21 protein-coding genes, 1 tRNA gene and 1 pseudogene are annotated in these 25111 nt (G+C 66.6%); 12 read left to right on the top strand and 11 right to left on the bottom strand.

Translation table 11 applies throughout. The features are described from left to right. Positions 1 to 77 precede the first annotated feature (77 nt). A complete protein-coding gene (locus QUE68_RS15120) occupies positions 78 to 1313 on the bottom strand; it encodes a lipid-transfer protein (RefSeq protein ID WP_284226856.1) in 1236 nt (411 codons plus the stop codon). Next, the gene (locus QUE68_RS15115; RefSeq protein WP_286274093.1) at positions 1310 to 1759 is read right to left on the bottom strand and encodes a Zn-ribbon domain-containing OB-fold protein; all 450 of its coding nucleotides are present in this window, start codon (positions 1757 to 1759) and stop codon (positions 1310 to 1312) included. Before QUE68_RS15115 ends, QUE68_RS15120 begins: the two co-directional genes overlap by 4 nt. Positions 1760 to 2007: 248 nt before the next feature. Between QUE68_RS15115 and polA the strand changes: the two genes are divergently transcribed. Then, positions 2008 to 4668 (top strand): DNA polymerase I, encoded by a 2661-nt coding sequence (gene polA, locus QUE68_RS15110; protein WP_286275832.1) that lies wholly within the window; start codon positions 2008 to 2010, stop codon positions 4666 to 4668. Between the two features lie 115 nt (positions 4669 to 4783). On the opposite strand, the gene QUE68_RS15105 is transcribed toward polA, so the two are convergent. Next, a complete protein-coding gene (locus QUE68_RS15105; protein WP_286274092.1) occupies positions 4784 to 5206 on the bottom strand; it encodes a hypothetical protein in 423 nt (140 codons plus the stop codon). Between the two features lie 76 nt (positions 5207 to 5282). Beyond that, a complete protein-coding gene (locus QUE68_RS15100) occupies positions 5283 to 6419 on the bottom strand; it encodes a PrsW family intramembrane metalloprotease (protein WP_286274091.1) in 1137 nt (378 codons plus the stop codon). Positions 6420 to 6591: 172 nt separating this feature from the next. Here QUE68_RS15100 and rpsA point away from each other — a divergent pair, with 172 nt between their 5' ends. Beyond that, complete coding sequence (gene rpsA, locus QUE68_RS15095) at positions 6592 to 8049, top strand: 30S ribosomal protein S1 (protein WP_284226852.1); 1458 nt, start codon at positions 6592 to 6594, stop codon at positions 8047 to 8049. A gap of 64 nt (positions 8050 to 8113) precedes the next feature. Here the strand turns inward: rpsA and QUE68_RS15090 are convergent, their stop codons facing one another. Continuing rightward, positions 8114 to 9313 (bottom strand): IS30 family transposase, encoded by a 1200-nt coding sequence (locus QUE68_RS15090; protein ID WP_454786388.1) that lies wholly within the window; start codon positions 9311 to 9313, stop codon positions 8114 to 8116. Positions 9314 to 9765: 452 nt separating this feature from the next. Between QUE68_RS15090 and coaE the strand changes: the two genes are divergently transcribed. After that, entirely contained in the window at positions 9766 to 10941 is a 1176-nt protein-coding gene (coaE, locus tag QUE68_RS15085; RefSeq protein WP_284226851.1) for a dephospho-CoA kinase, read from the top strand. Between the two features lie 7 nt (positions 10942 to 10948). Here coaE and QUE68_RS15080 read toward each other — a convergent pair whose 3' ends face one another. Beyond that, on the bottom strand, positions 10949 to 11524 hold the full coding sequence (locus QUE68_RS15080; RefSeq protein ID WP_286274090.1) for a hypothetical protein: 576 nt from the start codon (positions 11522 to 11524) through the stop codon (positions 10949 to 10951). Between the two features lie 11 nt (positions 11525 to 11535). After that, entirely contained in the window at positions 11536 to 12042 is a 507-nt protein-coding gene (locus tag QUE68_RS15075; protein WP_286275831.1) for a DUF402 domain-containing protein, read from the bottom strand. 69 nt (positions 12043 to 12111) lie between these two features. On the opposite strand from QUE68_RS15075, the gene uvrB reads away from it, so the two are divergent. Both uvrB and QUE68_RS15065 read left to right on the top strand, forming a co-directional pair. Further along, positions 12112 to 14274 carry an excinuclease ABC subunit UvrB gene (gene uvrB, locus QUE68_RS15070; protein WP_284226848.1) on the top strand — a complete coding sequence of 721 codons (2163 nt, stop codon included), beginning with the start codon at positions 12112 to 12114 and terminating at the stop codon, positions 14272 to 14274. 53 nt (positions 14275 to 14327) lie between these two features. Beyond that, positions 14328 to 15731 carry an MFS transporter gene (locus tag QUE68_RS15065; RefSeq protein ID WP_286274089.1) on the top strand — a complete coding sequence of 468 codons (1404 nt, stop codon included), beginning with the start codon at positions 14328 to 14330 and terminating at the stop codon, positions 15729 to 15731. On the opposite strand, the gene QUE68_RS15060 is transcribed toward QUE68_RS15065, so the two are convergent. Beyond that, positions 15728 to 16432: an MgtC/SapB family protein gene (locus QUE68_RS15060; RefSeq protein WP_284226846.1), complete on the bottom strand. Its 705-nt coding sequence runs from the start codon at positions 16430 to 16432 to the stop codon at positions 15728 to 15730. The genes QUE68_RS15065 and QUE68_RS15060 overlap by 4 nt on opposite strands. A gap of 150 nt (positions 16433 to 16582) precedes the next feature. Here QUE68_RS15060 and QUE68_RS15055 point away from each other — a divergent pair, with 150 nt between their 5' ends. Together QUE68_RS15055 and QUE68_RS15050 are read left to right on the top strand one after the other, a co-directional pair. Beyond that, positions 16583 to 17248 (top strand): DUF899 domain-containing protein, encoded by a 666-nt coding sequence (locus QUE68_RS15055; RefSeq protein WP_286274087.1) that lies wholly within the window; start codon positions 16583 to 16585, stop codon positions 17246 to 17248. Between the two features lie 144 nt (positions 17249 to 17392). Next, a tRNA-Cys gene (locus tag QUE68_RS15050) sits at positions 17393 to 17463 on the top strand. 23 nt (positions 17464 to 17486) lie between these two features. On the opposite strand, the gene QUE68_RS15045 is transcribed toward QUE68_RS15050, so the two are convergent. Together QUE68_RS15045 and QUE68_RS15040 are read right to left on the bottom strand one after the other, a co-directional pair. Beyond that, entirely contained in the window at positions 17487 to 18842 is a 1356-nt protein-coding gene (locus tag QUE68_RS15045) for an RNA polymerase sigma factor (RefSeq protein ID WP_286274086.1), read from the bottom strand. A 120-nt stretch (positions 18843 to 18962) separates the two neighbouring features. Continuing rightward, a complete protein-coding gene (locus QUE68_RS15040) occupies positions 18963 to 19346 on the bottom strand; it encodes a DUF4189 domain-containing protein (protein WP_286274085.1) in 384 nt (127 codons plus the stop codon). A 180-nt stretch (positions 19347 to 19526) separates the two neighbouring features. On the opposite strand from QUE68_RS15040, the gene QUE68_RS15035 reads away from it, so the two are divergent. The 4 genes and pseudogenes from QUE68_RS15035 (at position 19527) to QUE68_RS15020 (ending at position 24200) form a co-directional block, all read left to right on the top strand. Beyond that, positions 19527 to 21128, top strand: coding sequence for a class I adenylate-forming enzyme family protein (locus QUE68_RS15035; RefSeq protein WP_286274084.1), 1602 nt, complete (start codon positions 19527 to 19529; stop codon positions 21126 to 21128). A gap of 73 nt (positions 21129 to 21201) precedes the next feature. Next, positions 21202 to 21975: a class II aldolase/adducin family protein gene (locus QUE68_RS15030; protein WP_286274083.1), complete on the top strand. Its 774-nt coding sequence runs from the start codon at positions 21202 to 21204 to the stop codon at positions 21973 to 21975. Between the two features lie 33 nt (positions 21976 to 22008). Continuing rightward, positions 22009 to 23277 (top strand): annotated as a pseudogene (locus QUE68_RS15025) (amidohydrolase family protein). 62 nt (positions 23278 to 23339) lie between these two features. After that, complete coding sequence (locus QUE68_RS15020) at positions 23340 to 24200, top strand: acyl-CoA thioesterase (protein ID WP_286274082.1); 861 nt, start codon at positions 23340 to 23342, stop codon at positions 24198 to 24200. Here QUE68_RS15020 and QUE68_RS15015 read toward each other — a convergent pair. After that, positions 24197 to 24412 (bottom strand): hypothetical protein, encoded by a 216-nt coding sequence (locus QUE68_RS15015; protein WP_286274081.1) that lies wholly within the window; start codon positions 24410 to 24412, stop codon positions 24197 to 24199. The two genes, QUE68_RS15020 and QUE68_RS15015, sit on opposite strands and share 4 nt — an antisense overlap. 248 nt (positions 24413 to 24660) lie before the next feature. Between QUE68_RS15015 and QUE68_RS15010 the strand changes: the two genes are divergently transcribed. Next, on the top strand, positions 24661 to 25104 hold the full coding sequence (locus tag QUE68_RS15010) for a universal stress protein (protein WP_284226834.1): 444 nt from the start codon (positions 24661 to 24663) through the stop codon (positions 25102 to 25104). Positions 25105 to 25111: the final 7 nt, after the last annotated feature.

Genomic DNA, 25111 nt, shown 5'->3' with positions numbered 1-25111 from the left:
CCTCACCTCCGCGAGCGTGCGCGTCTGCGGGCGACACGCCGTGCGCGAATCGGAGTTCGCGCACGCTCGCGGGAAGGCTACCGGGCGACGATGACCGACGAACCGTGGCCGAAGAGTCCTTGGTTGGCGGTGATGCCGACGGTCGCACCCTCGACCTGGCGGCCGGTGGCTTGCCCCTTGAGCTGCCAGTGCAGTTCGCACACCTGCGCGATGGCCTGGGCGGGGATGGCCTCACCGAAGCTCGCCAGGCCGCCGGACGGGTTGACCGGGATGCGGCCACCGATGGTGGTGGCGCCACTGCGCAGCAGTTGTTCGGCCTCACCCTTGGCGCACAGGCCCAGGTGTTCATACCAATCCAGCTCGAGCGCGGTCGAGAGGTCGTACACCTCCGCCAGGGAGAGGTCTTCGGGTCCGAGCCCCGCCTCGGCGTAGGCGGCGTCGAGGATCTGGTCCTTGAACACCCGGTCGGGTGCCGGCACCACCGCGGTGGAGTCGGTCGCGATGTCGGGGAGTTCGGGCAGGTGCTGCGGATAGCGCGGGGTGACGGTGGAGACCGCCCGTACCGACGGCACGCCGGCGAGGGAACCCAGATGCTTCTCGGCGAACGACTTCGACGCCACGATCAGCGCAGCGGCGCCATCGGAGGTGGCGCAGATGTCGAGCAGGCGCAGCGGATCGGACACGACGGGGGAGGCCAGCACGTCCTCGGCGGTGACGTCCTTGCGGAAGCGGGCGTTGGGATTGGCCAGGCCGTGGCGGGCGTTCTTCACCTTCACCTGGGCGAAGTCGTCGACGGTGGCGCCGTAGAGGTCCATGCGCCGGCGCGCCAGTAGCGCGAAGTACACCGGGTTGGTCGCACCGATCAGATGGAAGCGCTGCCAGTCGGGATCGTTGCGGCGCTCCCCGCCGACGGGGGCGAAGAAGCCCTTGGGCGTGGTGTCGGCGCCGATCACCAGGGCGACGTCGCAAAAGCCGGCGAGGATCTGGGCGCGAGCGGACTGCAGTGCTTGGGAGCCCGAGGCGCAGGCGGCGTAGCTCGAGCTGACGGGAACGCCGTTCCAGCCGAGCTTTTGGGCGAAGGTGCCGCCGGCGACGAAGCCGGGGTAGCCGTTGCGGATGGTGTCCGCTCCGGCGACCAGTTGGATCTGGCGCCAGTCCAGGCCGGCCTCGGCCAGCGCGGCGCGGGCGGCGACGACGCCGTACTCGGTGAAGTCGCGACCCCACTTACCCCAGGGGTGCATGCCGGCGCCAAGGATGTAGAGAGGGTCCGGCGGGCCGGAGCGCAGCGACGTGGGGGATGTATCCGGGCTCATGCAATCCTCCAGGCGTGGACGGTGCGGACGAAGCCGTCGTCGTCGGTGTAGAGCGGCATGGTCGTCAGCTCCATCTCCATCCCGACCTTCAGGTCGGCGGCCAGGGTGCCCTCGACGACCTTGCCGAGCACGATGATTCCCTCGGCGGCCAGCTCGACCGCGGCCACGGCGAACGGCTCGAACGGATCCGGCGACGGGTATGGGGGCGGGGGGGCGTAGTGATTCTCGGTGTAGGACCACAGCGTCCCCCGCCGAGACATCGGCACCTGCTCCAAGTCGTTGCCTTCACAGGCGGGGTTGGGGCAGTTGTTCTCCCGCGGCGGGAACACGTAGGTGCCGCACTGCGGGCACTTACCGGCGATCAGGGACGCGACTCCGGCGTCGTCGGTGACGAACCATCCGTCGATGGCCGGTAGTTGCGCTTGGGCGTCCGTAGATCCTGGCACGGGGTCAGCGTAAACGATGTCGGCCCCTGAACTGAAACGTGTTGCAGTTTCATGAGCGCCTAGCCAGATCGAGCAGGGGTCGCGATCCTGCCAAGCTCGGTGTCGCGGTCGTGGCCTATTGGTCCACCGGACCGATGAACCCCGCCGGCGCCATGCTCGGGCAGATGGCACGGCGCCTGCTGCATGTCGGCGGGGGTGAATAGAGTGAGGGCGTGAGCCCTGCCAAGACCGACACCAAGCCCACATTGATGCTTTTGGACGGCAACTCGCTGGCGTTCCGTGCGTTCTACGCGCTGCCCGCGGAGAACTTCAAGACTCAGGGCGGATTGACCACCAACGCGGTCTACGGCTTCACGGCCATGTTGATCAACTTGCTTCGCGACGAGCAGCCCACGCATATTGCCGCCGCCTTCGACGTCTCCCGGCAGACCTTCCGCGCCGAGAAGTATCCCGAGTACAAGGCAGGCCGGTCCGCTACCCCCGACGAGTTTCGCGGTCAGATCGATATCACCAAGGAAGTGCTTGTCGCACTGGGCATTACGGCGCTGGCCGAGGCCGGTTTCGAGGCTGACGACATCATCGCGACCTTGGCCACGCAGGCCGAGGCCGAGGGCTACCGCGTCCTAATCGTCACCGGCGACCGCGACGCACTGCAGCTCGTCAGCCCCGATGTCACCGTGCTCTATCCGCGCAAGGGTGTGTCGGAGCTGACCCGCTTCACCCCGGACGCGGTGGTCGAGAAGTACGGGTTGACGCCAGCTCAATACCCGGACTTCGCGGCGCTGCGTGGGGACCCGAGCGATAACTTGCCCGGCATACCCGGAGTGGGGGAGAAGACGGCGTCCAAGTGGATCATCGAATACGGCTCACTGCAGGCGCTCGTCGACCAGGTCGACACCGTCAAGGGCAAGGTCGGAGAATCGTTGCGCGCCAACCTCTCCCACGTCATCCTCAACCGCGACCTCACCGAGCTGGTCAAGGACGTGCCGCTGGCTCAGACACCGGACACCCTACGGATGATGCCGTGGGACCGCGACCAGATCCACCGACTCTTCGACGACCTGGAGTTCCGCGTCCTTCGCGATCGGCTCTTCGAAACGCTCGCGTCGGCCGATCCCGAGGTGGAGCAGGGCTTCGACGTGCGGGGCGGCGTCCTGGAGCGCGGCCAACTCGCGTCGTGGCTGGCCGAGCACGGCGCCGGTCGCAGATTCGGGCTCGCCGTCGTCGGCACGCATCTTGCGTTCGATTCCGATGCGACCGCGGTGGCGATCGTCTCGGCCGACGGCGAGGGCTGCTACTTCGACACCTCGTCGCTGAGCCAAGAGGACGAGGCCGCACTGGCTGCGTTCCTGGCGGACCCCGCGGTGCCGAAGGCGCTGCACGAGGCCAAGCTCGCGATGCACGATCTCGCCGGCCGTGGCTGGGAGACGAAGGGCGTCACCTCGGACACCGCGCTGGCGGCATACCTGGTGCGGCCAGGTCAGCGCAGCTTTGCGCTCGACGACCTCGCGGTACGGTATCTCAAACGTGAGCTACGGGCGGAAAACCCTGAGCAGCAGCAGCTCTCGTTACTCGACGACGACGAAGGCGTCGACGATCAGGCCGTTCAGACGCTGCTACTGAGGGCGTCGGCAGTCGCCGACCTCGCCGACGCACTCGATGAGGAACTGGAGCGAATCGACTCCTCGGCGCTTTTGGGCGACATGGAGTTGCCGGTGCAACGCGTGCTCGCACAGCTGGAGACGACGGGCATCGCCATCGACCTCGAGCTGCTCGGCCAGCTGCAGAGCCGGTTCGCGAACCTCATTCGCGACGCCGCCGAGGCCGCGTACGCCGTGATCGGCAAGCAGATCAACCTCGGTTCGCCCAAGCAGCTGCAGGTGGTCCTGTTCGACGAGCTCGAGATGCCAAAGACCAAGCGCACCAAGACCGGCTACACCACCGACGCCGACGCCCTGCAGGGACTGTTCGACAAGACCGGGCACCCCTTCCTGCAGCATCTGCTCGCCCACCGCGACGCGACGAGGCTCAAGGTCACCGTCGACGGGCTCCTCAACGCCGTCGGCTCCGATGGGCGAATTCACACCACGTTCAACCAGACGATCGCGGCCACGGGGCGGCTGTCGTCGACGGAGCCGAACCTGCAGAACATCCCGATCCGGACGGAAGCCGGCCGGCAGATCCGCGAGGGTTTCGTCGTCAGCAAGGGTTACGCCGAGCTGATGACGGCGGACTACAGCCAGATCGAGATGCGGATCATGGCGCACCTGTCCGGCGACGCGGGACTCATCGAGGCGTTCAACACCGGGGAGGACCTGCATTCCTTCGTCGCCTCCAGGGCGTTCGGCGTGCCGATCGACGAGGTCACCGCCGAGTTGCGCCGCCGGGTGAAGGCCATGTCCTATGGGCTGGCGTACGGGCTGAGCGCCTACGGCCTGGCGGCCCAACTGAAGATCTCCACCGAGGAGGCCAAGGTGCAGATGGATGCCTACTTCTCACGCTTCGGCGGGGTGCGGGACTACCTGCAGTCGGTGGTGGAGCAGGCGCGCAAGGACGGGTACACGTCGACGGTGCTGGGCAGGCGCCGCTATCTCCCGGAACTGGACAGCAGCAACCGCAACGTCCGGGAGGCGGCCGAGCGGGCGGCGCTCAACGCACCCATTCAGGGCAGCGCCGCCGACATCATCAAGGTGGCGATGATCAACACCGACAACGCGATTCGCGACTCGGGACTGCAATCGCGGATGCTCCTGCAGGTCCACGACGAACTGCTGTTCGAGGTGGCCGACGGCGAGCGCGAGAAACTCGACGAACTGGTGCGCGACAACATGGGCGGGGCCTATCCGCTCGACGTGCCACTCGAGGTGTCGGTCGGGTACGGCCGCAGCTGGGATGCGGCGGCGCACTAGCTCCCTGGCTTCTGACGACATGCAACGTCCATCGCCCGTCGACTGACAGCATCGTCGATACGCCTCGCCCCATGCACCCGGTGTGAATGGTGCCGGCCCGCCGCAATGCGCCGCGTCAGCCGGAAGCGGTCTGCGTCAGGGGGTTGAACTTGAGTACCGGCAGCGGAAACAGGTGATCGGTGTCAGTCCCGTCGAGGGTCTCGTAGAGACCCAGGGTGTAGACACCGGCGGACGGCACGTGGATCGACAGGTTGTGGGAGAAGACCCTGAACTTCACTGGTACGGGTGGGTTGTCGGGCCAGTGCCAGGAAAATTCCAGGGCGCCCACTCGTTCTCCGTCGGCCGCGGTGGCCACGATGTAGCGGCGCACGTCGTACTCACTGCCGCCCTGGGCCACGACGGCCACCACCACGGGGACGACGATCTGATCTGGAAAGTCACGCACGTAGCACGCAGTCATCGGAAACCCCTTGGCGAGCACCCCGCCGGCATCCTCCTGCGTCGTGCTCAGTGCCGGGGCAAACGCTACGACCCGCATCTTGGGCTCCAATCTTGAAGTGCCGACGCCGAGCGACTCTAGTTCGCGGCATCCCGTCTTACCCACGGTTCGCGCACTAGCTCCCTGGCGCGCGGTAGGCGGCGACCGCCTGCAACACCGGCGCCGCGGCGCGGGTCGCGTACACGGCGTAGGTCTCGTCTTGCAGCAGCGCGTGGACCCTCGGGTCACCGAAGCCCCGGTCGATGCGGTCACGGACGAACGCCAGCTCGATCACCGCGGCGGTGAAGTCCTTGACGCCCTTGGCAGCCGGTCGTCCGCCGAACCGATTCGCCTCGGCGATGGCGGCCTTCCGATGGCGGATCGACCCGAGCCAGGTCGCCTCGTTCGGCGTCACCACACCCGCCGCGATCATCCCCGGTAGCTTCCCGGCGATGATCCGCTGTTCGCGGCGCCGGCTGCCGACGGCGAGCGCGATCGCCAGTGCGAAGACGGGAACCATCCAGAGGAAGTAGACGAGGAAGTACGTCTCGATGCCGAAGAACGACGAGCCGTTCCACAGTGCGTGCATGAGTACGGCGCCGACGTACCCGAGTAGGACGCAGCCCGTCTTCGCGAGCAGACCGCGACGCTGCAGCGCGAAGTAGACGCCGATCGCCGTCATCGTGGTGAACAGCGGATGGGCGAAGGGGCCCATGATCAACCGCAGCCCGGCGGTGACGAGCGACCCGCCCAGCGGCTCCCCGCCGCCGATGTAGCCGATGTTCTCCAGCCAGGCGAAGCCCGCGGCCACGAGGCCGGCGTAGACCAGGCAATCGGTGAGTGAGTTCAGCTCGTTGCGGCGTCGGCCGGTCATCATCAACAGCAGGAAGACGCCCTTCGCGGCCTCTTCGACGATTGGCGCCACGATGGCGAGGGTGACGAACTCGTCGGTCGCGGCCTCACCGGTGGCCAGCAGCGATCCGAACACCACCTCGAAGATCACCGAGACGACGATCGCGACCGACGCGCCCCACGCGAAGGCAAGCACCAAGAGTCGTGGTGGCTCCGGTTCCCACCGATCCAGCCACAGATAGGCCAGGAGCACGACGATCACCGCCGCGGTGGCGAGCACGAATCCGATGGAGGTACCAACCGGGTTGACCGCCGTCAGCAAGATCACCGACAGCCCCGCGACGACGCCCATCGCGATGATCGCGCCGAGTGGCGCGCCCACCTGGCGGACCTTCCGTGGCAATGCGGACGGGTGTGACACGAGGGCAGCGTATCGGTTGGCTGCCTTCAGCCCCCGAGACCCGGGTTTGTCCAGCGTGTACCCCGTCGAGTAGTCTCATCGGGTACCCGTGTGCGCGCACGATCGCGTGTATCGCTAGTACACAACAATCCCATCTGTCCCTACGATAAACCTGTCCGGAGCCACCTACCACATGCCAAGTCCGTCCATCACCTCGCCGCAAGTAGCCATCAACGACATTGGCTCGGCCGAGGACTTCATGGCCGCAATCGACAAGACCATCAAGTACTTCAACGATGGCGACATCGTCGAAGGCACCATCGTCAAGGTCGACCGCGACGAAGTCTTGCTCGACATCGGTTACAAGACCGAAGGGGTCATCCCCTCCCGCGAACTCTCGATCAAGCACGACGTCGACCCCTCAGAGGTTGTGTCCGTCGGCGACGAGGTCGAAGCGTTGGTCCTCACCAAGGAGGACAAAGAAGGCCGCTTGATCCTGTCCAAGAAGCGCGCCCAGTACGAGCGCGCCTGGGGCACCATCGAGGAGCTCAAGGAGAAGGACGAGGCCGTCAAGGGCACCGTCATCGAGGTCGTCAAGGGCGGCCTGATCCTCGACATCGGCCTGCGTGGCTTCCTGCCCGCATCGCTTGTCGAGATGCGACGCGTCCGCGATCTGCAGCCGTACATCGGTCAGGTCATCGAGGCCAAGATCATCGAGCTGGACAAGAACCGCAACAACGTGGTGCTGAGCCGCCGTGCCTGGCTGGAGCAGACGCAGTCCGCGGTGCGCAGCGAATTCCTCAACCAGCTGCAGAAGGGTGCCGTCCGCAAGGGCGTCGTCTCCTCGATCGTCAACTTCGGTGCCTTCGTGGACCTGGGTGGCGTCGACGGCCTGGTGCACGTCTCCGAGCTGTCCTGGAAGCACATCGACCATCCCTCCGAGGTCGTCACCGTGGGTGACGAGGTCACCGTCGAGGTGCTCGACGTGGACATGGATCGCGAGCGGGTTTCGTTGTCGCTCAAGGCAACTCAAGAAGATCCGTGGCGCCACTTCGCGCGTACCCACGCGATCGGCCAGATCGTGCCCGGCAAGGTCACCAAGCTGGTGCCCTTCGGTGCGTTCGTCCGCGTCGAGGAGGGCATCGAGGGCCTGGTGCACATCTCGGAGCTGTCCGAGCGCCACGTCGAGGTCCCGGACCAGGTGGTCCAGGTCGGCGACGACGCGATGGTCAAGGTCATCGACATCGACCTCGATCGCCGTCGCATCTCGCTGAGCCTCAAGCAGGCCAACGAGGACTACACCGAGGAGTTCGACCCGTCGAAGTACGGCATGGCCGACAGCTACGACGAGGCGGGCAACTACATCTTCCCCGAGGGCTTCGACTCCGAGACCAACGAATGGCTCGAGGGGTTCGAGAAGCAGCGTGACGAGTGGGAGGCCCGGTACGCCGAGGCCGAGCGCCGTCACAAGATGCACACCGCTCAGATGGAGAAGTTCGCGGCAGCCGACGCGGAGGCGGCCAGCAGGCCCGCCACCGCCAATGGCTCCTCGTCGACCTCGTCCAGCTCGGGCGAGCCCTCCACCGGCGGAACGCTGGCCAGCGATGCTCAGCTGGCCGCGCTGCGCGAGAAGCTCGCGGGCAACGCCTAGCACGTAGTTCCGAAGGACGCCCCGGCTCGCGGGCGTTTTCTAGGGGTCGTCGCAACACTGCTGGTTAAGTGGTCATTAGTAGATCACGCAGACGCTCGGCTGGAGTATCCCAGCCGAGCGTTTTGCGTGGGCGGCCGTTGAGTTGCTGGCTGACGTGTTCGAGGTCCTCGGGCCCGAACACGCTCAAGTCGGTGCCCTTGGGGAAGTACTGACGCAGCAGGCCGTTGGTGTTCTCGTTGGTACCGCGCTGCCAGGGACTGGCCGGATCACAGAAGTAGACCGCCATGTCGGTGGCCATCGAGAACTGCTTGTGCCGAGCCATCTCTGCGCCCTGGTCCCAGGTCAGCGATCCTCGAAGATGTGCTGGCAGCGTCGAGATGGTGGCGATCAGGCCGTCGCGGACGGCTTCGGCATCGTGGCCGTCGGGCAGGTGCACCAGCAGCGTGTAGCGAGTCGCTCGCTCGACGAGGGTGGCGATCGCGGTCTTGTTCAGTTCACCGACGATGAGATCTCCCTCCCAATGCCCCGGCACGGCGCGGTCGGCGATCTCGGCCGGCCGCTCGGAGATCATGATCATCGGGTCGGTGAACCGGTGGGTACGCGCACCCGGTGCGCGGTGCGGTTTGCGACGTGTGCGGCCTGATCGAAGTGCCTGAGCCACTTCACGTTTCAGACCACCGCGGGCTTGGAAGTACAACGCTTGGTAGATCGTTTCGTGGCTCACCCGCATGCTTTCGTCGTCCGGGAAGTCCTTGACGAGGCGGTGGGAGATCTGCTCGGGCGAGTGGCGCAGCGAGAGCCCATCGTCCACCGCCTGGCGCAGCTTCTGGTTGGTGACCAGTTTGGACTGCTTGGGTCGGGCCCGGTCGACCGCGGCGGCGTTATGCGCTCGATACGGCAGATACAACCCGCCGATGCTGCGTCCACGAACTTCACGCGACACCGTCGAAGTGTGCTTGCCGATCCCGGCAGCGATCACCGTCAGCGTCAGGGCGGCCTGGAGACCGTCGGCGATCGCGAGACGGTCCTGCAACGACAGGTACCGGTCGTCGACTTCAGGTGCGTGGGCCTCGCCCATCCTGCGGGACATGGTGCTATTCACCGGCCGTGTGTACCGCGTGCCGGTCGCGTAATCGGTGACCGTGCCATCGGGATGAACACGTGTCTTGCCCACTCGGCGGATCCCATCGCGCCAATCGCGGGCCGTGCGCTCGTTGACCCCGACCTCGCGCGCAGCCCTACTGGCTGACCAGCCCGTCGACAGCAGCTCGAAGAACCGGCTCTTGGCATCGGGCTTGCCCACCGGCTGACGCACATCGCCTACCAGGCCCTCGGCCACCAGCAGGCGCCTGGCCAGGGAATGCGAGACACCGCACGACTTCGCCGCTGCATTGACCGACGCGGTCGCCGTGAACACCGCCACCAGCTGCTGCGGATCCACCGTCGGCCGACTCCGCGGCGGCCCCATCGGCCGGCCCGTTGCACGCAGAATCGCATAACACCGCTGCCGCGAGATCCCCAGCGCGCCCGCCGCATCCACGACCGGCACACCAGCATCAACGAGCTTTGCTAGCCGATCCCCAAACTCACCACAGTCCTCCGAAAACGACACGATCGCCGCAACCTCTCACATCGAGAGTGTTGCGACGACCGTGTGAACCCGCCGCTGAGCCGGGGCGTTCGTCGTCTCGGCGCGGCCCCTGACAGGATGGGGCGGTGCTTCGCATTGGCCTCAGCGGCGGTATCGGCGCCGGCAAGTCCACGGTGTCCACGGCGTTCGCCGAATGCGGCGGCATCGTCGTCGACGGCGACGTCATCTCCCGGGAGGTCGTCCAACCCGGCACGGAGGGTTTGGCCGCGCTCGTCGAGGCGTTCGGCCCGGAGATCCTGCAACCCGACGGTGCGTTGAATCGCCCGGCGTTGGCCGCGGTCGCGTTCAGCGATGACGAGAAGCGGGCCACCCTCAATGGCATCGTGCACCCGCTAGTCGGCACGAGGCGCGCCGAGCTGATCGAGGCCGCGCCCGCAGACGCGGTGATCATCGAGGACATCCCGCTGCTGGTGGAGTCGCAAATGGCCTCCATGTTCCCACTGGTCGTCATCGTGAATGCCGCCGAGGACGTCCGGATCGCGCGGTTGATCGAATACCGGGGATTCACCGAAGCCGACGCCAGGGCGCGGATCGCGGCGCAGGCCAAGGAGATTGATCGTCGGTTGGTCGCCGACGTCTGGCTAGAGAACTCGGGCAGCCCCGACGAGCTCAAGGAACGCGCCCTCGCACTGTGGCGCGACCGGATCCTACCGTTCGCACACAACCTCGACGCCGGTACGCCAGCCGCGACCAAACCCGTTGTCGTGGCCGCAGATCCGTCCTGGCCCGCCCAAGCGAGCCGGATCGTCAACCGTCTGAAGACGGCCTGCGGGCACCGGGCCGTGCGCGTCGACCACATCGGCTCGACGGCCGTCCCGGGTTTGGACGCCAAGGACGTCATCGACGTCCAGGTGACGGTGTCCTCGCTCGACGTAGCCGACGAACTGCGGGACGCACTTCTGACCGCAGGCTATCCGGAGGTTCCCGACGTCACCACGGATGTCGCGCACACCGAGGACCAGGCCATGTGGCGCAAGCGTTTTCACGCCTCAGCTGACCCGGGTCGGCCCACCAACGTCCATCTCCGCGTCGACGGCTGGCCCGGGCAGCAGTTCGCCCTGCTGTTCCGCGACTGGCTCGTCGCCGAGCCGGCTGTCCGCGAGGAGTATCTCGAGGTCAAGCGGGAGGCAGCGGCAAGCCATCCCACCACCGCGGACTACGCGGACGGCAAGGAACCATGGGTGGACGGCGCGTACCGACGGGCGTGGCAGTGGGCCGAGAACACGGGCTGGCGCGCTTGACCCGACGCTAGGCGGCCGGAGCAGGCTCCACGGGCGCAGGGGCATCGACGGGGGCAGTGTTGCCGGTCGGGAAGTTGGTGACCGTTCCGCAACTGAGAACGCCGTAACCGGGGTCGTTGTGCTGGGGCGTGAACCGCGGCGCGACGAATTGGTCGGCCGCCGCGACGATCTGATCGTTCGCGAGGATCTCGCAGTGCAGGCTGGCCGAGTAGGGCCATTGAATGGACACCTGCATGCCTGCCTTCTGCATCTGGGACACCACGCCCGTCGCCTCGAAGGTGCGCCCGGGAACCATCGTCGGATTGGCGGTGTTGACCTGGTCGTCTGCCATGGCGTAGCTGATCGTTGCACCGCGGGAGACGCCGTCGACGCGGGCCCGGTACACCACGTTGTACGGACCCGGCCCGAGATCTAGAGTCTCTGGATCGGATGGCGGTGGCAACGTGCCCGCCGACTGCTCAGTGGCACCGGGTGAGGGCGGAACGCCCGGGTCGGCCTGGGCGATGGTCGGAAGCACCTGTGCGCCGAGCAGCAGAACGGTCGTCGAAACCGCCGCCGTCAACCCGCGCATGGTCATGCCCATGAACGCAGACTTTACGCTCCCCGCCAGGTGAGGACCATTTCGCGGTTCGCGAGCCACCGCCCGAGGTCGTAGCCGTGGCGGGCCAGCCCGTCGATGGTGGCAACCGCGGTCTGTACTGCCGCCGTCGCCGTCGCCGGGCTCAGTAGGCCCTGTCGGACCGCCTCGAGCAACTCGTCGACGTCGATGAGCTCGACTCCCGCGCCCGTCCGGAGGACGAGGTCCAGGTAATAGTCCTCGGCACGCCAGACGTCACCGTCGACGGTGAAACTGCCGACGTCGAGGTAGAAGTCCTGATCACGTTCGTAGCCGGGGTTGAAGTGAAAGATCGAGACCCTGAGTCCGAGCAACGGCAACAGCCATGACTCCAGGTAGTGAAACTGCGCCCGGCCCGGCGTTGGCCTGGCCATGTACAGCCCCCACGGCTGTTTGGCGTACACGTCGACGTCCCGCACGATGCCCTTGGGATCGGTGTTCGTGCGGGCGGCGAGGTCGAAGGTCTCGCGTTTTGGCGGGTGGATGAGAAGGAGCGTAGCGAGCGGAGCGACCGGGGAATCGCAGTTGTCGGTGGTTGGTTCTACCCTGGTGAAATGGCTTTTGCTACCGAGTACCCCGTCGTCGCGAAATCGGAATACCGCGCCGTCGACGACGTCGTGCGCGTCGGCGGCGAGTTCCAGGTCGTCAGCGAGTACTCCCCGGCCGGGGATCAGCCCGCTGCCATCGAAGAACTGGAGCGTCGGATCAACGCCGGAGAGCGCGACGTGGTGTTGTTGGGCGCCACCGGTACCGGCAAGTCGGCCACGACGGCCTGGCTCATCGAGCGGCTGCAGAGGCCCACGCTGGTGATGGCGCCGAACAAGACGCTCGCGGCCCAGCTGGCGAACGAGCTCCGGGAGATGTTGCCCAATAACGCCGTCGAGTACTTCGTCTCGTACTACGACTACTACCAGCCCGAGGCGTACATCGCGCAGACCGATACCTACATCGAGAAGGACAGCTCGGTCAACGACGACGTGGAGCGGCTCAGGCATTCCGCGACGCACAACCTGCTGTCACGTCGCGACGTGGTCGTAGTGGCGTCGGTGTCGTGCATCTACGGCCTCGGTACCCCGCAGTCGTATCTTGACCGCTCGGTCGAGTTGTCCGTGGGGGACGAGGTGCCTCGGGACGGGCTGCTGCGGCTTCTGGTCGACGTGCAGTACGCCAGGAACGACATGGCGTTCACCCGAGGAACGTTCCGGGTCCGCGGCGACACGGTGGAGATCATCCCGAGCTATGAGGAGCTCGCGGTGCGCATCGAGTTCTTCGGCGACGAGATCGAATCGCTCTACTACATGCATCCGCTGACGGGTGACGTGGTGCGCAAGGTGGACTCGCTGCGCGTATTTCCCGCCACTCATTACGTCGCCGGGCCCGAGCGCATGGCAATGGCGATCTCCAGCATCGAGAAGGAGCTGGAGGCGCGCCTGGCCGAACTCGAGGGTCAGGGCAAACTGCTGGAGGCGCAACGACTTCGGATGCGCACCAACTATGACGTCGAGATGATGAAGCAGGTGGGGTTCTGCTCGGGCATCGAGAACTACTCGCGCCACATCGACGGCCGTGGACCAGGTACGGCGCCCGCGACGCTGCTGGACTACTTCCCCGAAGACTTCCTCATGGTCATCGACGAATCCCACGTCACCGTGCCGCAGATCGGTGGCATGTACGAGGGCGACATGTCGCGCAAGCGAAACCTCGTCGACTTCGGCTTCCGGTTGCCGTCGGCGGTCGACAACCGGCCGCTCACGTGGGAGGAGTTCGCCCAACGCGTCGGGCAGACGGTGTACCTGTCGGCGACGCCGGGTCCCTATGAGCTCAGCCAGTCGGCCGGCGAGTTCGTCGAACAGGTCATTCGCCCGACCGGCCTGGTGGACCCGCAGGTCATCGTCAAGCCGACGAAGGGGCAAATCGACGACCTCATCGGCGAGATCCGCAAACGAACCGCACTCGACGAACGTGTCTTGGTCACCACGCTGACCAAGAAGATGGCCGAGGACCTCACCGACTACCTCCTCGAACTCGGCATCCGGGTGCGCTACCTCCATTCGGAGGTGGACACGCTGCGTCGGGTCGAGCTGCTTCGACAGTTGCGGCTCGGCGAGTACGACGTGCTGGTCGGGATCAACCTGCTCCGCGAGGGTCTCGATCTGCCCGAGGTGTCGCTGGTGTCGATCCTCGACGCCGACAAGGAGGGCTTCCTCCGATCGGCGCGCAGCCTCATCCAGACCATCGGGCGTGCGGCGCGCAACGTGTCGGGTGAGGTACACATGTACGCCGACAAGATGACCGATTCGATGAAGCAGGCCATCGAGGAGACCGATCGGCGCCGGGCCAAGCAGATCGCCTACAACGAAGCGCACGGCGTCGACCCACAGCCGCTGCGGAAGAAGATCGCCGACATCCTCGACCAGGTCTACCGGGAGGCCGACGACACCGACGCGACCGTCGACGTGGGTGGGTCCGGACGCAACTCCTCACGCGGACGACGCGCGCAAGGCGAACCCGGTCGTGCGGTCAGCGCGGGCATCTTCGAAGGCCGGGACACGTCGAACATGCCGCGCGCCGAGCTCGCCGATCTCATCAAGGACCTCACGGCGCAGATGATGGCTGCGGCAAGGGATCTGCAGTTCGAGCTGGCCGGGCGCATCCGCGACGAGATCGCCGACTTGAAGAAGGAGCTTCGGGGCATGGACGCCGCAGGCCTGAAGTAGATGATCGGATGACGCTTGATCTCAACCGTGGTTGAGCTCGTACGGTTGGCGGCGTGACGCAGACCGAGAGCACCCCGGCCGGGACCTGGGCCGAACTGTTGGGGCCGAAGAACCTTGGGGCCTCGACCGTGTTGGCCGGTGGGGTGGCGTTGTATGCCACCAACGAATTCCTCACCATCAGCCTGCTGCCCAGCACGGTCGCCGAGATCGGCGGCGAGCGTCTGTACGCCTGGGTCACCACCGTCTACCTGGTCGCATCGGTGGTGGCGGCCACCACCGTGAGCTCGGTGCTGACGAAGCTGGGGCCGCGATGGGCCTACGTGTCCGGTCTTGGCGTGTTCGGTGTGGGCAGCGTGCTGTGCGCCGTGGCGCCGAGCATGGAGTTCCTCTTGTTCGGTCGCGTGGTCCAGGGTGCCGCCGGTGGGCTGCTCGCCGGTCTGGGATACGCCGTCATCAATTCCGCGTTACCGCAGTCGCTGTGGACCAAGGCGTCCGCGCTCGTGTCGGCGATGTGGGGCGTCGGCACCCTGGTGGGCCCGGCAGCCGGTGGGTTGTTCGCTCAATTCGGTTCCTGGCGTTGGGCGTTCGGTTTGCTCGCGTTGTTGACAGCGGGTATGGCGGCGTTGGTGCCGTTCGTGCTTCCCGGTCGGACGGCGGACGCGGACCGGCCCGGCGCCGACCGCATACCGGTGTGGTCCTTGCTGCTGCTCGGGGTGGCCGCGCTGGCGGTCAGTGTGGCCGGCATCGTGCGCAACCTCGCCGCGACCGGCGGCCTGCTCGCGCTGGGCGTGGCGCTCGTCGGGGTGTTCGTCGTCGTGGATCGGCGGACCACGGCATCGGTACTGCCGCCCATGGCCTTTCGGCCGGGTCCGCTGAAGTGGATCTACCTCACGCTCGGGGTGTTGATGGCAGCGACGATGGCGGACATGTACGTGCCGTTCTTCGGTCAGCGGCTGGCGCATCTCGTGCCGGTGGCGGCCGGCTTCCTCGGCGTCTCGGTGGCCGTCGGATGGACACTCAGTGAGATCGCTAGCGCGTCCCTGACGAAGACCCGCGTCATCGCACGGGTGGTCGCCGTCGCGCCGCTGGTGATGGCCATCGGGCTGGGGCTCGCCGCGGCCAGCCAAGTCGAGGACGCACCAGGACCGGTCATCGGAGTATGGGTGCTGGCCCTGGTCGTCACCGGCACCGGGGTGGGGATGGCGTGGCCCCATCTGTCGGCCTGGGCCATGGGCAGCAGCGACGATCCCGCCGAGCGACGCACCGCAGCGGCGGCCATCAACACCGTGCAGCTCATCTGTGGCGCATTCGGAGCGGGACTGGCCGGCATCGTGGTCAACCTGACCGATCGCGGCGATGCCGCCGGTGCGAGGTGGATGTTCGCGGTGATGGCAGCCCTCGCAGCCGTCGGCGTCATCGCCTCGTACCGCGCCAGCCGCTACCGGGTGACCGCTTAGTCGGGATCGTCGTCGAGCTGCCGGATCGCCGTCACGCCGTCGATGCCCGCCAGCAGGGTCGGCGCCCCCAGGATGCCGTTGCCGGACAGGGTGAGCAGCACGCCGCCGGTGGGATCCGACTCGAGCTCGGCCAACTGCCAGTTGCGTCGGTCGCACGCCTGCAAGATGGCCGACATCACGCCGCGGCCCTCCACATAGGTGACGTGCAAGCGCACCGAACCGCTGAGTCGGGCGGCGAGGCGCTTCGCGACGGGCATGAACCCCAGGATGATGAGGAAGTGCATCGCTGTCACGGTGCACGCCAGGAGCAGCAAGCCCGCCCCGGCCGCCATGCCGATGGCCGCGGACTCCCACACCGCGGCCGCCGTCGTCAGGCCGTGCACGGAGCCACGCCGAAAGATGATGATCCCGGCGCCGAGAAAGCCTATGCCCGAAACGATTTGCGCTGCGACGCGGGACGGGTCGACGACGACGAGCCCGTCGACCAACACATCCTGGAAGCCATACTTGCTCACCAGCAGGATCAACGCCGCCGCGGTGCCGACGATGGTCTGCGTCCGTAGCCCGGCGCTCTTGCCTTGGACTTCGCGCTCGAGACCGATGAGCGCCGTCAGGCCGAACGCCACGAAAAGCTCGATGATCTGACGGGTGCCTTGACCCGGGCCGCCGAAGAACGGCGGATCCGCCAGCCAGATATCCATGCGGACAAGGTATCGCGTTGGGCCTGCACCGCGATGATTCTTCGACGGTCGGCGGGTCTACCCGTTCATGACACCAAATGCGTACCCCGACGCCGTAAGCCGCGAAGAATGGCTGGCCGCCCGCCGACGACTACTGGCGCGCGAGCGAGAGTGACGCACCTTCGGGATGCCGTCAACGCCGACCGGCGGCGCCTGCCAATGGTCAAGGTGGACAAGGACTACGTCTTCGAAGGGCCCGATGGCGAAGTGCGGCTGCTCGACATGTTCGAGTCGAGGCCGCAGCTGTACGTTCACCACTTCATGTGGATCGACGCCGAAGATCGGGGTTGTCCGAGCTGCACCGCGGCAGCTGATCTCACGTTCACCGCGAAGGATCGGGCACTGCTGGAGTCCAGGGGCGTGACCTTCGCCTGCGTGTCGCGCGCCCCGTACGCGAGCATCGCCCGCTACCGCGACCAGCACGGGTGGACGTTTCCGTGGTACTCGTCGCGCGACGGCGACTTCACCTACGACTTCCACGTGACGCTCGATTCTTCCCGCGCGCCAGTGGAATACAACTACAAGTCCCTTGCGGAGTTGCACGCCGAGGGTTGGTCCGACGAGGACCTTCGTGGCGACTGGCCGGGGGCCAGCGTCTTCCTTCGCCGTGGCGACGAGGTGTTCCACACCTATTCGGCGTTTGCGCGCGGACTCGACCACTCGTCCGCCGGCTATCCGTTCTTGGATTTGACGCCATACGGACGGCAGGAGGAGTGGGAGAATTCTCCAGAGGGCTGGCCCCGGGGTGGGCTTGCTACGGGCGTCCCGCTCGTGTGACGAACGTCTACTGCTGGGGCATGGCGTCGACGAGAGCTTGGGCCCCGGACGTTCGAGGTGCGCCGGGGGAACACCAACGACTAGCGATCACGTCGATTCCAACCATGGTCGCCTTGGAGGACCCGTGGCATCGTCATCGACATCGCGGGTGTGGCCGAGTGGCTAGGCACCGGCCTGCAAAGCCGTTCACACGGGTTCAAATCCCGTCACTCGCTCGATCTCGCCGCTGGCGCAGACGCTACTCGATCGGGTCACTGGTCATGGTGGTGGGCGTTGGCGGCGCGCTACTGCTGCTCGAGCTGGTCACCGTCGATGTCGCGGTCGCCGTCGAAGTCGACGTGCGCGTTCGGGTTTGGGTTGTCCGCTCGGTCGAAGACGAAGACCTGGTCGGGCTGAACGAGCTGACTCGTGTCGTCGATGTCGTCGGCGCGGCCTTGTCAGTGGTACGCGTTGGTGCAGCAGTGGTCTCCGCAGTCGTGACCACCGTCGTGGTCGGACGTCGAACCGGTTCGCTCGGCGCCGCGGTGGTCGATGGCACACTCGGGGCCAAGGAGGCCGACCCGTTCAGCGGCGTCCTGGTTGGCAGCGGGTCCGTGGACGCCAGGTCGACCTCGCTGACCGGACTCACCGGCTGCTCTCGAACGAGCATCGGCGCCCACACCTGAGCCACCCCCGCGATGCCGAGGATGACGAATACCGCGACCAGTGCGGTCCGTACCTGACGCCCCTGCGACCCCGAAAGGTGCGGCTTGACGACCGCCCGGGTTGGCTGTGGGGCGGCGGGCAGCCGACGGGAGGCTGCGGTCAGCGTGGGTTCGCGCAACGCGGCGGGCGCGGGGATGAAGACCGGGACGCCGCCGAGCAGGGCCACCGGGTTGACCCTGCGACGGCGCTCCTCTTCGCACACCGTGCAGCCGTCGATGTGCCAAGCAGCGCGCTTGCGCATCAAAACGGTGAACGTGCCATCCCAATCGTCGAGCATCGACGCCAGTTCGGGGCAGCGCGACGGGTCGGTCTTCGCGCCGCGACACACCAACAACGCCCCCAGCGATCGCTCGATGCCGTCGCGCAGCCGCCCGGTGAGGGTGTTCGCATTCGTATGGCTGACCCCGAGCGCGTCGGCCAGTTCGGTGCCGTCGAGACCGTGCCGGTACGTCAGTTCGAAGACGGTGCGGTCCCGCTCCGAAAGCCCTCCGCAGGCATCGGCGATGAGGTCGGCTAGTTCGCTGCGGGCCGCCAGCGTCGCCAAATCAGGCTCGCCACTGTCGAATTCGGGCAGCTCATCGGTTGGCATTTCGCGACGACGGGCCCGAATGCGTTTCAATGCCTGGTTGCGCGCCATGGAGTAGAGCCAGGGCCGCAATCGGCTCGGATCACGCAGAGCAACGAGTTGGGTCGCCGCGTCGACGTACACGTCCTGCACGCAGTCGGCCGCCGCATCCGTGTCGCGCAACATACCCGCGCAGAAGTCGTACAGCCGATCGGCGTATCGGTCATAGATCGCCGAGAAGGCTGCTCGGTCGCCCTGGGCGGCGGCCGACGCGAGCTCGGCATCGTCGGGTGCGTCATCGAATTCGGCCGGTGCGACGGTCATGCGATCTTCCTGTCAGGTCGCTGTGAGAATACGTGTCTCTCACAACACGCGGGCACCGCCCAAATCGTTCACCAGAACGGGTCGGCCTGCCTTCGGACGGACGGCGGGCCGACCAGTTCGTCACTTCACACAACCGGACCATGCCACGTACGAACCGGGCCCGGTTCGTTGCATGGCGCCCTGCTGGGCATCCCTCAGGTTCGAGCCGTACCAGCCGAAGTGATACTGACCGCTGACGGCGATCGCGACGCATCCGTTCTTGGACCACGTCTCGACCGCGCAGTGCCCACCGCACTGGCTCAGCGCGCCCGCCACGGCAGTATCGAGGTTGGAATTCTGACCAGTGCCGATGTGTCCGCTCGCCGGCGAGTACGCGATGGCGATGTACTTGGCGGGGGCAGCGTCGGCGGGCACCGCGGTGCCGAGGGCGCCGGTAATGGCTGCCGCAGCGAGCATCGTGGCGGCAATGGACCTGCCGCGGCGCGTCGTGATCGTGGTGGTCATGTCGTACTCCTTCGAGGTGTCGCCGCCAGGTTTGGCTGCGTTCACCTGCTAGGGGGCGCGAGCGGCCACGGTTCGCACACTTTTTTCGAAGAGTCTTCGCGAACGCGTCGCAGTACGCCCGCGACGAGGTTTCATTCGCACTTGGCAGACGCCGACCCCTCATTTCCCTATGATTCGGCGATGGTCGTCGGCGCCGTCAACAGTGCCGAGGCCGCGCACTACCGAGCGGCCGGCTGGTGGTCGGACACCACGCTCTCGGACTGCGTACGGCGCAATGCCGCGACATTTCCGGATAAGCGGGCGTTCGTCGACTTCTCGCTCCACTCACCCGACCGCGTCCTGACGTGGTCCGAGGTTGACCGGGCCGCCACCAACCTGGCCCGCCAACTGCAAGGCCTGGGGGTGACGCCCGCTGACGGCGTGGCGGTGTGGCACCGGGACAGCTCCGAGATCCACGTGCTGCTGCTGGCGATCGAGCGCTGCGGCGCAGTGGCGATAGGGCTAGGAGCGCGGGCCGGCGTCCGCGAGGTCACCAACATCCTTCTGGCCGCAACGCCATCCCTGCTCGTCAGCGACACCGACCGAGGAGCGGCAGCGGCGCAGGCGGCTGCGGCAGCCGACCCGGCCCTGCGTGCCGTCGTCCTCGGACTCGATTCCGACGAGCTCGTCGTCGATCCCGACTCGAAACCGGTCGTCGACAGCCGCCTTTCACCGGTCGGCCCCGACGACGTCTTCCTCATCAACTCCACGTCGGGCACCACCGGCACGCCCAAGTGCGTCGTGCATACCCAGAATCGCTGGTACTACTTCCATCAGAAGGCGGTCGCGAACGCCGAGCTCACCGCCGACGACGTGTTCCTTCCGGTCATTCCCACACCGTTCGGCTTCGGAATCTGGACCTCCCACACCACTCCAATCCATCTGGGCGCGACGACGGTCAGGATCGAACGCTTCGACCCCGTCGCCACCTGCGCCGCGGTCGAACGTCACCATGCAACCGTATTATGTTGCGTCAGTACGCAATTAGCGATGCTCCTGGCGAATCCGGCCTCACGCGAGCATGATCTGACGAGCCTGCGCATCGTGTTCACCGGTGGCGAGCCGCTGCCGTACGCGCAGGCCGCCCAGTTCGAGGAGCTGACGGGGGTGACGATCCTGCAGTTCTACGGCTCCAACGAGACCGGCATGTTGAGCGCGACCACACTGGCGGATCCGTTGCACCGCCGCCTTCGGACCGCAGGACGGATCGTCCCCGAGATGCACGTCCGACTGTTCGATGGTGACCTCGACGTCACGGAATCTGGTCGAGGACAACCGGTTTGCCATGGCCCGGCGACCAGCCTCGGTTATCTCGACGGCGTGGGTCATGACGAATTGTTCACCCCCGACGGCGGCATGCGGATGGGTGACATCTGCGAACTGGACGCCGAGGGCTATCTCAGCTTGACCGGCCGGACGTCCGACTTCATCTTGCGCGGCGGGAAGAACATCAGCGCCGTCGCGGTGGAGGAGGTCGTCGCCACCCATCCGGCCGTCGCGGTGGCTGCGGCGGTCGCGATGCCAGACCCCCGCTTCGGCGAACGGGTGTGTGTCTACGTCGAGCTGAAGCATGCGGTCATGCTCGACCTGCCCGCCCTCGTCGAGCACCTGCTGGGGCTCGGCGTGTCCAAGGGACTGCTGCCAGAAAGGCTCGAAGTCCTGGACGAACTGCCGCGTTCCTCGGGGGGCAAGATCGCCAAAGGCCAACTTCGCGACCTCATCCGATCGACACTGGAGCCGTGACCTTCCGAAGACGAGCGGGAGTGAGGATCGCAGCGAGGGACGAGCGAGGACCGGAGCGAGCGGGAGTCGAGCCATGACCGAAGAACGGGTTCGACGGGGCGGCTTGGGTGTGTGGGCGCCCACGAAGGTGCCACCCATCGGCGTGGACCTCAACGACGAACAACAATTGGCGGTGGCCTTCCGTCACCTCGCCGACGTCGGGTTCGCGGAGAACATGGCGGGGCACATCACCTGGCAGCCCGACGATCGGACCGACATGTTCGTCAATCCATGGGGCTTGTGGTGGCAGGAGCTCACCGCGTCGGACATTTGCGTCGTCGACGAGAACGCCCGGGTGGTCCGCGGCCGCTGGGATGTCACCCCGGCCATCCACCTCCATACCGAACTGCATGGGAAGCGACCCGACGCCAGGGTGGTGATCCACAACCACCCCTACTACGTCAGTCTGATCGCCGCCCTCGGCATGCTGCCGGAACTGGTTCACCAAACCGGTGCGCTGTTCCTCGACGACATGTACCTGGTGCCCACCTACGACGGCGAGATCGATGCGCCGTGGCGGGCGGGTGAGCTGGCTGAGCAGGTCGGCTCGGCCAACCTCGTCATCTTGGCCAATCACGGCGTGATCGCGACCGGACGCAACCTGGCGCAGGCGGTGTACCGCGCGGTGTCCATCGAGCGGGTGTGCCGGTTGGCCTACGACGTGCTGCTCACCGGCCGGACCCCGTCGCAGATGGATCGGGGCGACATGGTCGGGATGCAGGCGTCGCTGATCGAGCGGGCAGCCGACGTGTACTGGGCTGGAGCGACGCGAATGACCATCAAGGCCGACCGCAGCGTCCTCGACTGAACGAATTCGCTGACGAGAGAGGGAGATAGGCGTATGGCCTCCATCGACGAGATGTCGGCGAACCTGAACTTCACCACCGCGGGGACCGGGGCCGAGCGGACGGTGACGTTCCTGCCTGAGCCCGAAAGGGCGGCGCGGCAGTACACGGTGATCTCGGTCGACGACCACATCGTCGAGCCGCCGGATACCTTCGAGGGGCGGGTGCCGCGAAAGTTCGCCGACCGCGCCCCGCGGGTGGTCGACACCGAGGGCGGTGGGCAGACCTGGATGTACGACGGAAAGTCACTGCCCAACGTGGGCTTCAACGCGGTGGTCGGTAGGCCGGTGTCGGAATACGGTTTCGAGCCGACCCGGTTCGACGAGATGCGGCGCGGTGCCTGGGACATCCATGCGCGGGTGAAGGACATGGACCTCAATGGCGTGTATGCGTCGCTGAACTTCCCGTCGTTCCTGCCGGGGTTCGCCGGTCAGCGGTTGCAGCAGGTCACAAGCGATCGCGACCTTGCGATGGCGTCGGTTCGGGCGTGGAACGACTGGCACCTCGAGGCGTGGGCGGGTGCCTACCCCGACCGGATCATCCCGTGCTAACTGCCGTGGCTGCTCGATCCCGAGGTCGCCGCCACGATGATCCGCGAGAACGCCGATCGCGGTTTCCACGCGATGACGTTCAGTGAGAACCCGGCAATGTTGGGCCTGCCGACCATCCACTCCGGATACTGGGAGCCGCTGATGGCCGCATGCGCCGAGACCGGGACGGTGGTGAATCTGCACATCGGGTCCTCGGGCACGTCGCCGTCGACCACCGATGACGCGCCCCCCGACGTTCAGGGGGTGCTCTTCTTCGCGTACGCCATCTCCGCCGCAGTCGACTGGCTCTACTCCGGCGTGTGCACCCGCTATCCGGATCTCAAGATCTGTATGTCCGAGGGTGGCATCGGTTGGGTGGCTGGGCTTCTCGATCGGCTCGACCACATGCTCAGCTACCACGAGATGTACGGGACGTGGCGCGATCTGGGAGAGACCCTGACACCTGCGGAGGTGTTCACGCGGAACTTCTGGTTCTGCGCGGTGGAGGACCAGTCGTCGTTCATCCAGTACGAGCGGATCTGCGCGGACAACATCCTGCTCGAAGCCGACTACCCACACTGTGACTCGACATGGCCGCACACTCAGCGCACGATCGCAGAACAGATCAGCGGCCTCCCGGACGAGATCATCCGGAAGGTCACGTGGGAGAACGCCTCGCGGCTCTACCAACACCCCGTGCCGCTCGCGATACAGCAGAATCCGGACGCGTACTGAACCAGACCGCGCGGCAACGATGCGGCCGGGGTTGACGGTCCGCGCTGCGGCATGATGCCGTGGTGACCTACCGTTCGCCGGCACTCGCCGACGTCATCGCCACGTTGCAGGTCGATCAGATCACCGACGACGTCTTCGTGGCCGCCCAACTCGACAACCCCGCCCACCACATCGTCGGCGGGCACATCGCCGGCCAGGCGCTCATGGCGGCGAGTCGCACCGCGCCGGGTCGCACGCCGCACAGCGTGCACGTGTACTACCTGCGCGCCGGTGACGCCCGGCGTCCTGTCGACTTTCACGTCGTGCGATCTCGCGACGGTGGGACGTTGTCCACCAGACAGGTCACCGCGCGACAGGACGGCGAGGTGCTGCTGGAGGCACTGGCGTCGTTCAGCACGCCGGTGGACGGTGTCGACTATCACGCCCCGATGCCGGACACACCCGATCCCGAGTCAGTGCTTCCCGTCGCCAGCCAACTGGCTGACTACGCCGACGAATTCGACGGTCACTGGGTGCGTCCGCAGCCCTTCGAGCTTCGCTACGTCGACCCGCCGCCCCGGCTCGCGATCGAGCTGCCCGAGCCCTCACCCCGCATCCGGATGTGGTGGCGCCCAACCGATTCCGTGCCCGATGACGAGGTGCTGCACAGCTGCCTTCTGACGTACCTCTCGGGCACCACGATGCTAGAGACGGCGATCGCGATGCGGCGCGCCACGCCGCTCACGACGTACAACGCGTTGATCGACCACGCCCTCTGGTTCCACCGACCGGTCGACCTGTCGGATTGGGTGCTGTCGGATCAGTTCTCGCCCAGCGGGATCGGTGGCCGCGGACTGGCCACGGCGACGATGTACAACCGCACCGGCCAGGTGGTGTGCATCGCCACCCAGGAGTTGTACTTCGGCAAACCACGGACCGGTTAGGCCCTGATCTGGAGCCACCGACCTGCCGCGGGCGTGGAAGGAGATCCTTCAGCAATCTCCGGCACCGGCCCGGGCGGTGCGACGACGAACCGTGACACCGCGACACGTTCTCCGACACCGGCGGCGCACTCCCCGTCGACGTCGAGGCAGCCGAGCCCGCCACCTTGGATCCTCGGCAGCGCGACCGGCTCGGTGTCGTCTTTGAAAGTCATTGCGCGAAAAGCATTTCAGGCTCCATCATCGGAACAACGATGACCCAGGTCACGTGGCGACAGCGAATGCGATCCGCCGCGCGATGCATCGATCTGGGTACCGTTGGTCACCAACTGAGTAGCCTCGGTGCGAGCTCCGGTTAGGATCAGCTCCGGCAGTACGCATGTCATCCGAGCGAATCGGCCCCTGTCGGTAAGCGACGGGCTACTGTCTCGGGTGGCTTGGCAATCGACACTGGAGGGCATGAATGGGCGCCTATCAGACCGTTTTGGTCGGCACTGACGGTTCGGACTCATCGCTGCGCGCGGTAGATCGGGCCGCCCAGATCGCTGCGGGAGCGGAGGCGAAGCTCGTGGTGGCGACGGCATACTTCCCCCAGAGCGAGGACGCGCGGGCTGCGGACGTCCTCAAGGACGAGGGTTACAAGATGTCGGGCAATGCGCCCATCTACGCCATCCTGCGCGAGGCCAGGGAACGGGCCCACGCCGCGGGCGCCAAGGACGTCGAGGAGAAGGCCGTCGTCGGCGCTCCGGTCGACGCCCTGGTCGATCTGGCCGAAGAGATCAAGGCCGACCTCCTCGTCGTCGGCAACGTGGGGCTGAGCACGATCGCAGGCCGACTGCTCGGCTCGGTGCCCGCGAACGTCGCGCGTCGGTCCAAGTCCGACGTCCTGATCGTCCACACCTCCTGACGGTGGG

Source organism: Mycolicibacterium sp. TUM20985 (assembly GCF_030295745.1).
In the GTDB taxonomy this organism is placed as follows: domain Bacteria; phylum Actinomycetota; class Actinomycetes; order Mycobacteriales; family Mycobacteriaceae; genus Mycobacterium.
The sequence above is the reverse complement of the archived record's forward strand: the minus strand, read 5'-3'. Positions and strand labels throughout refer to the sequence as shown.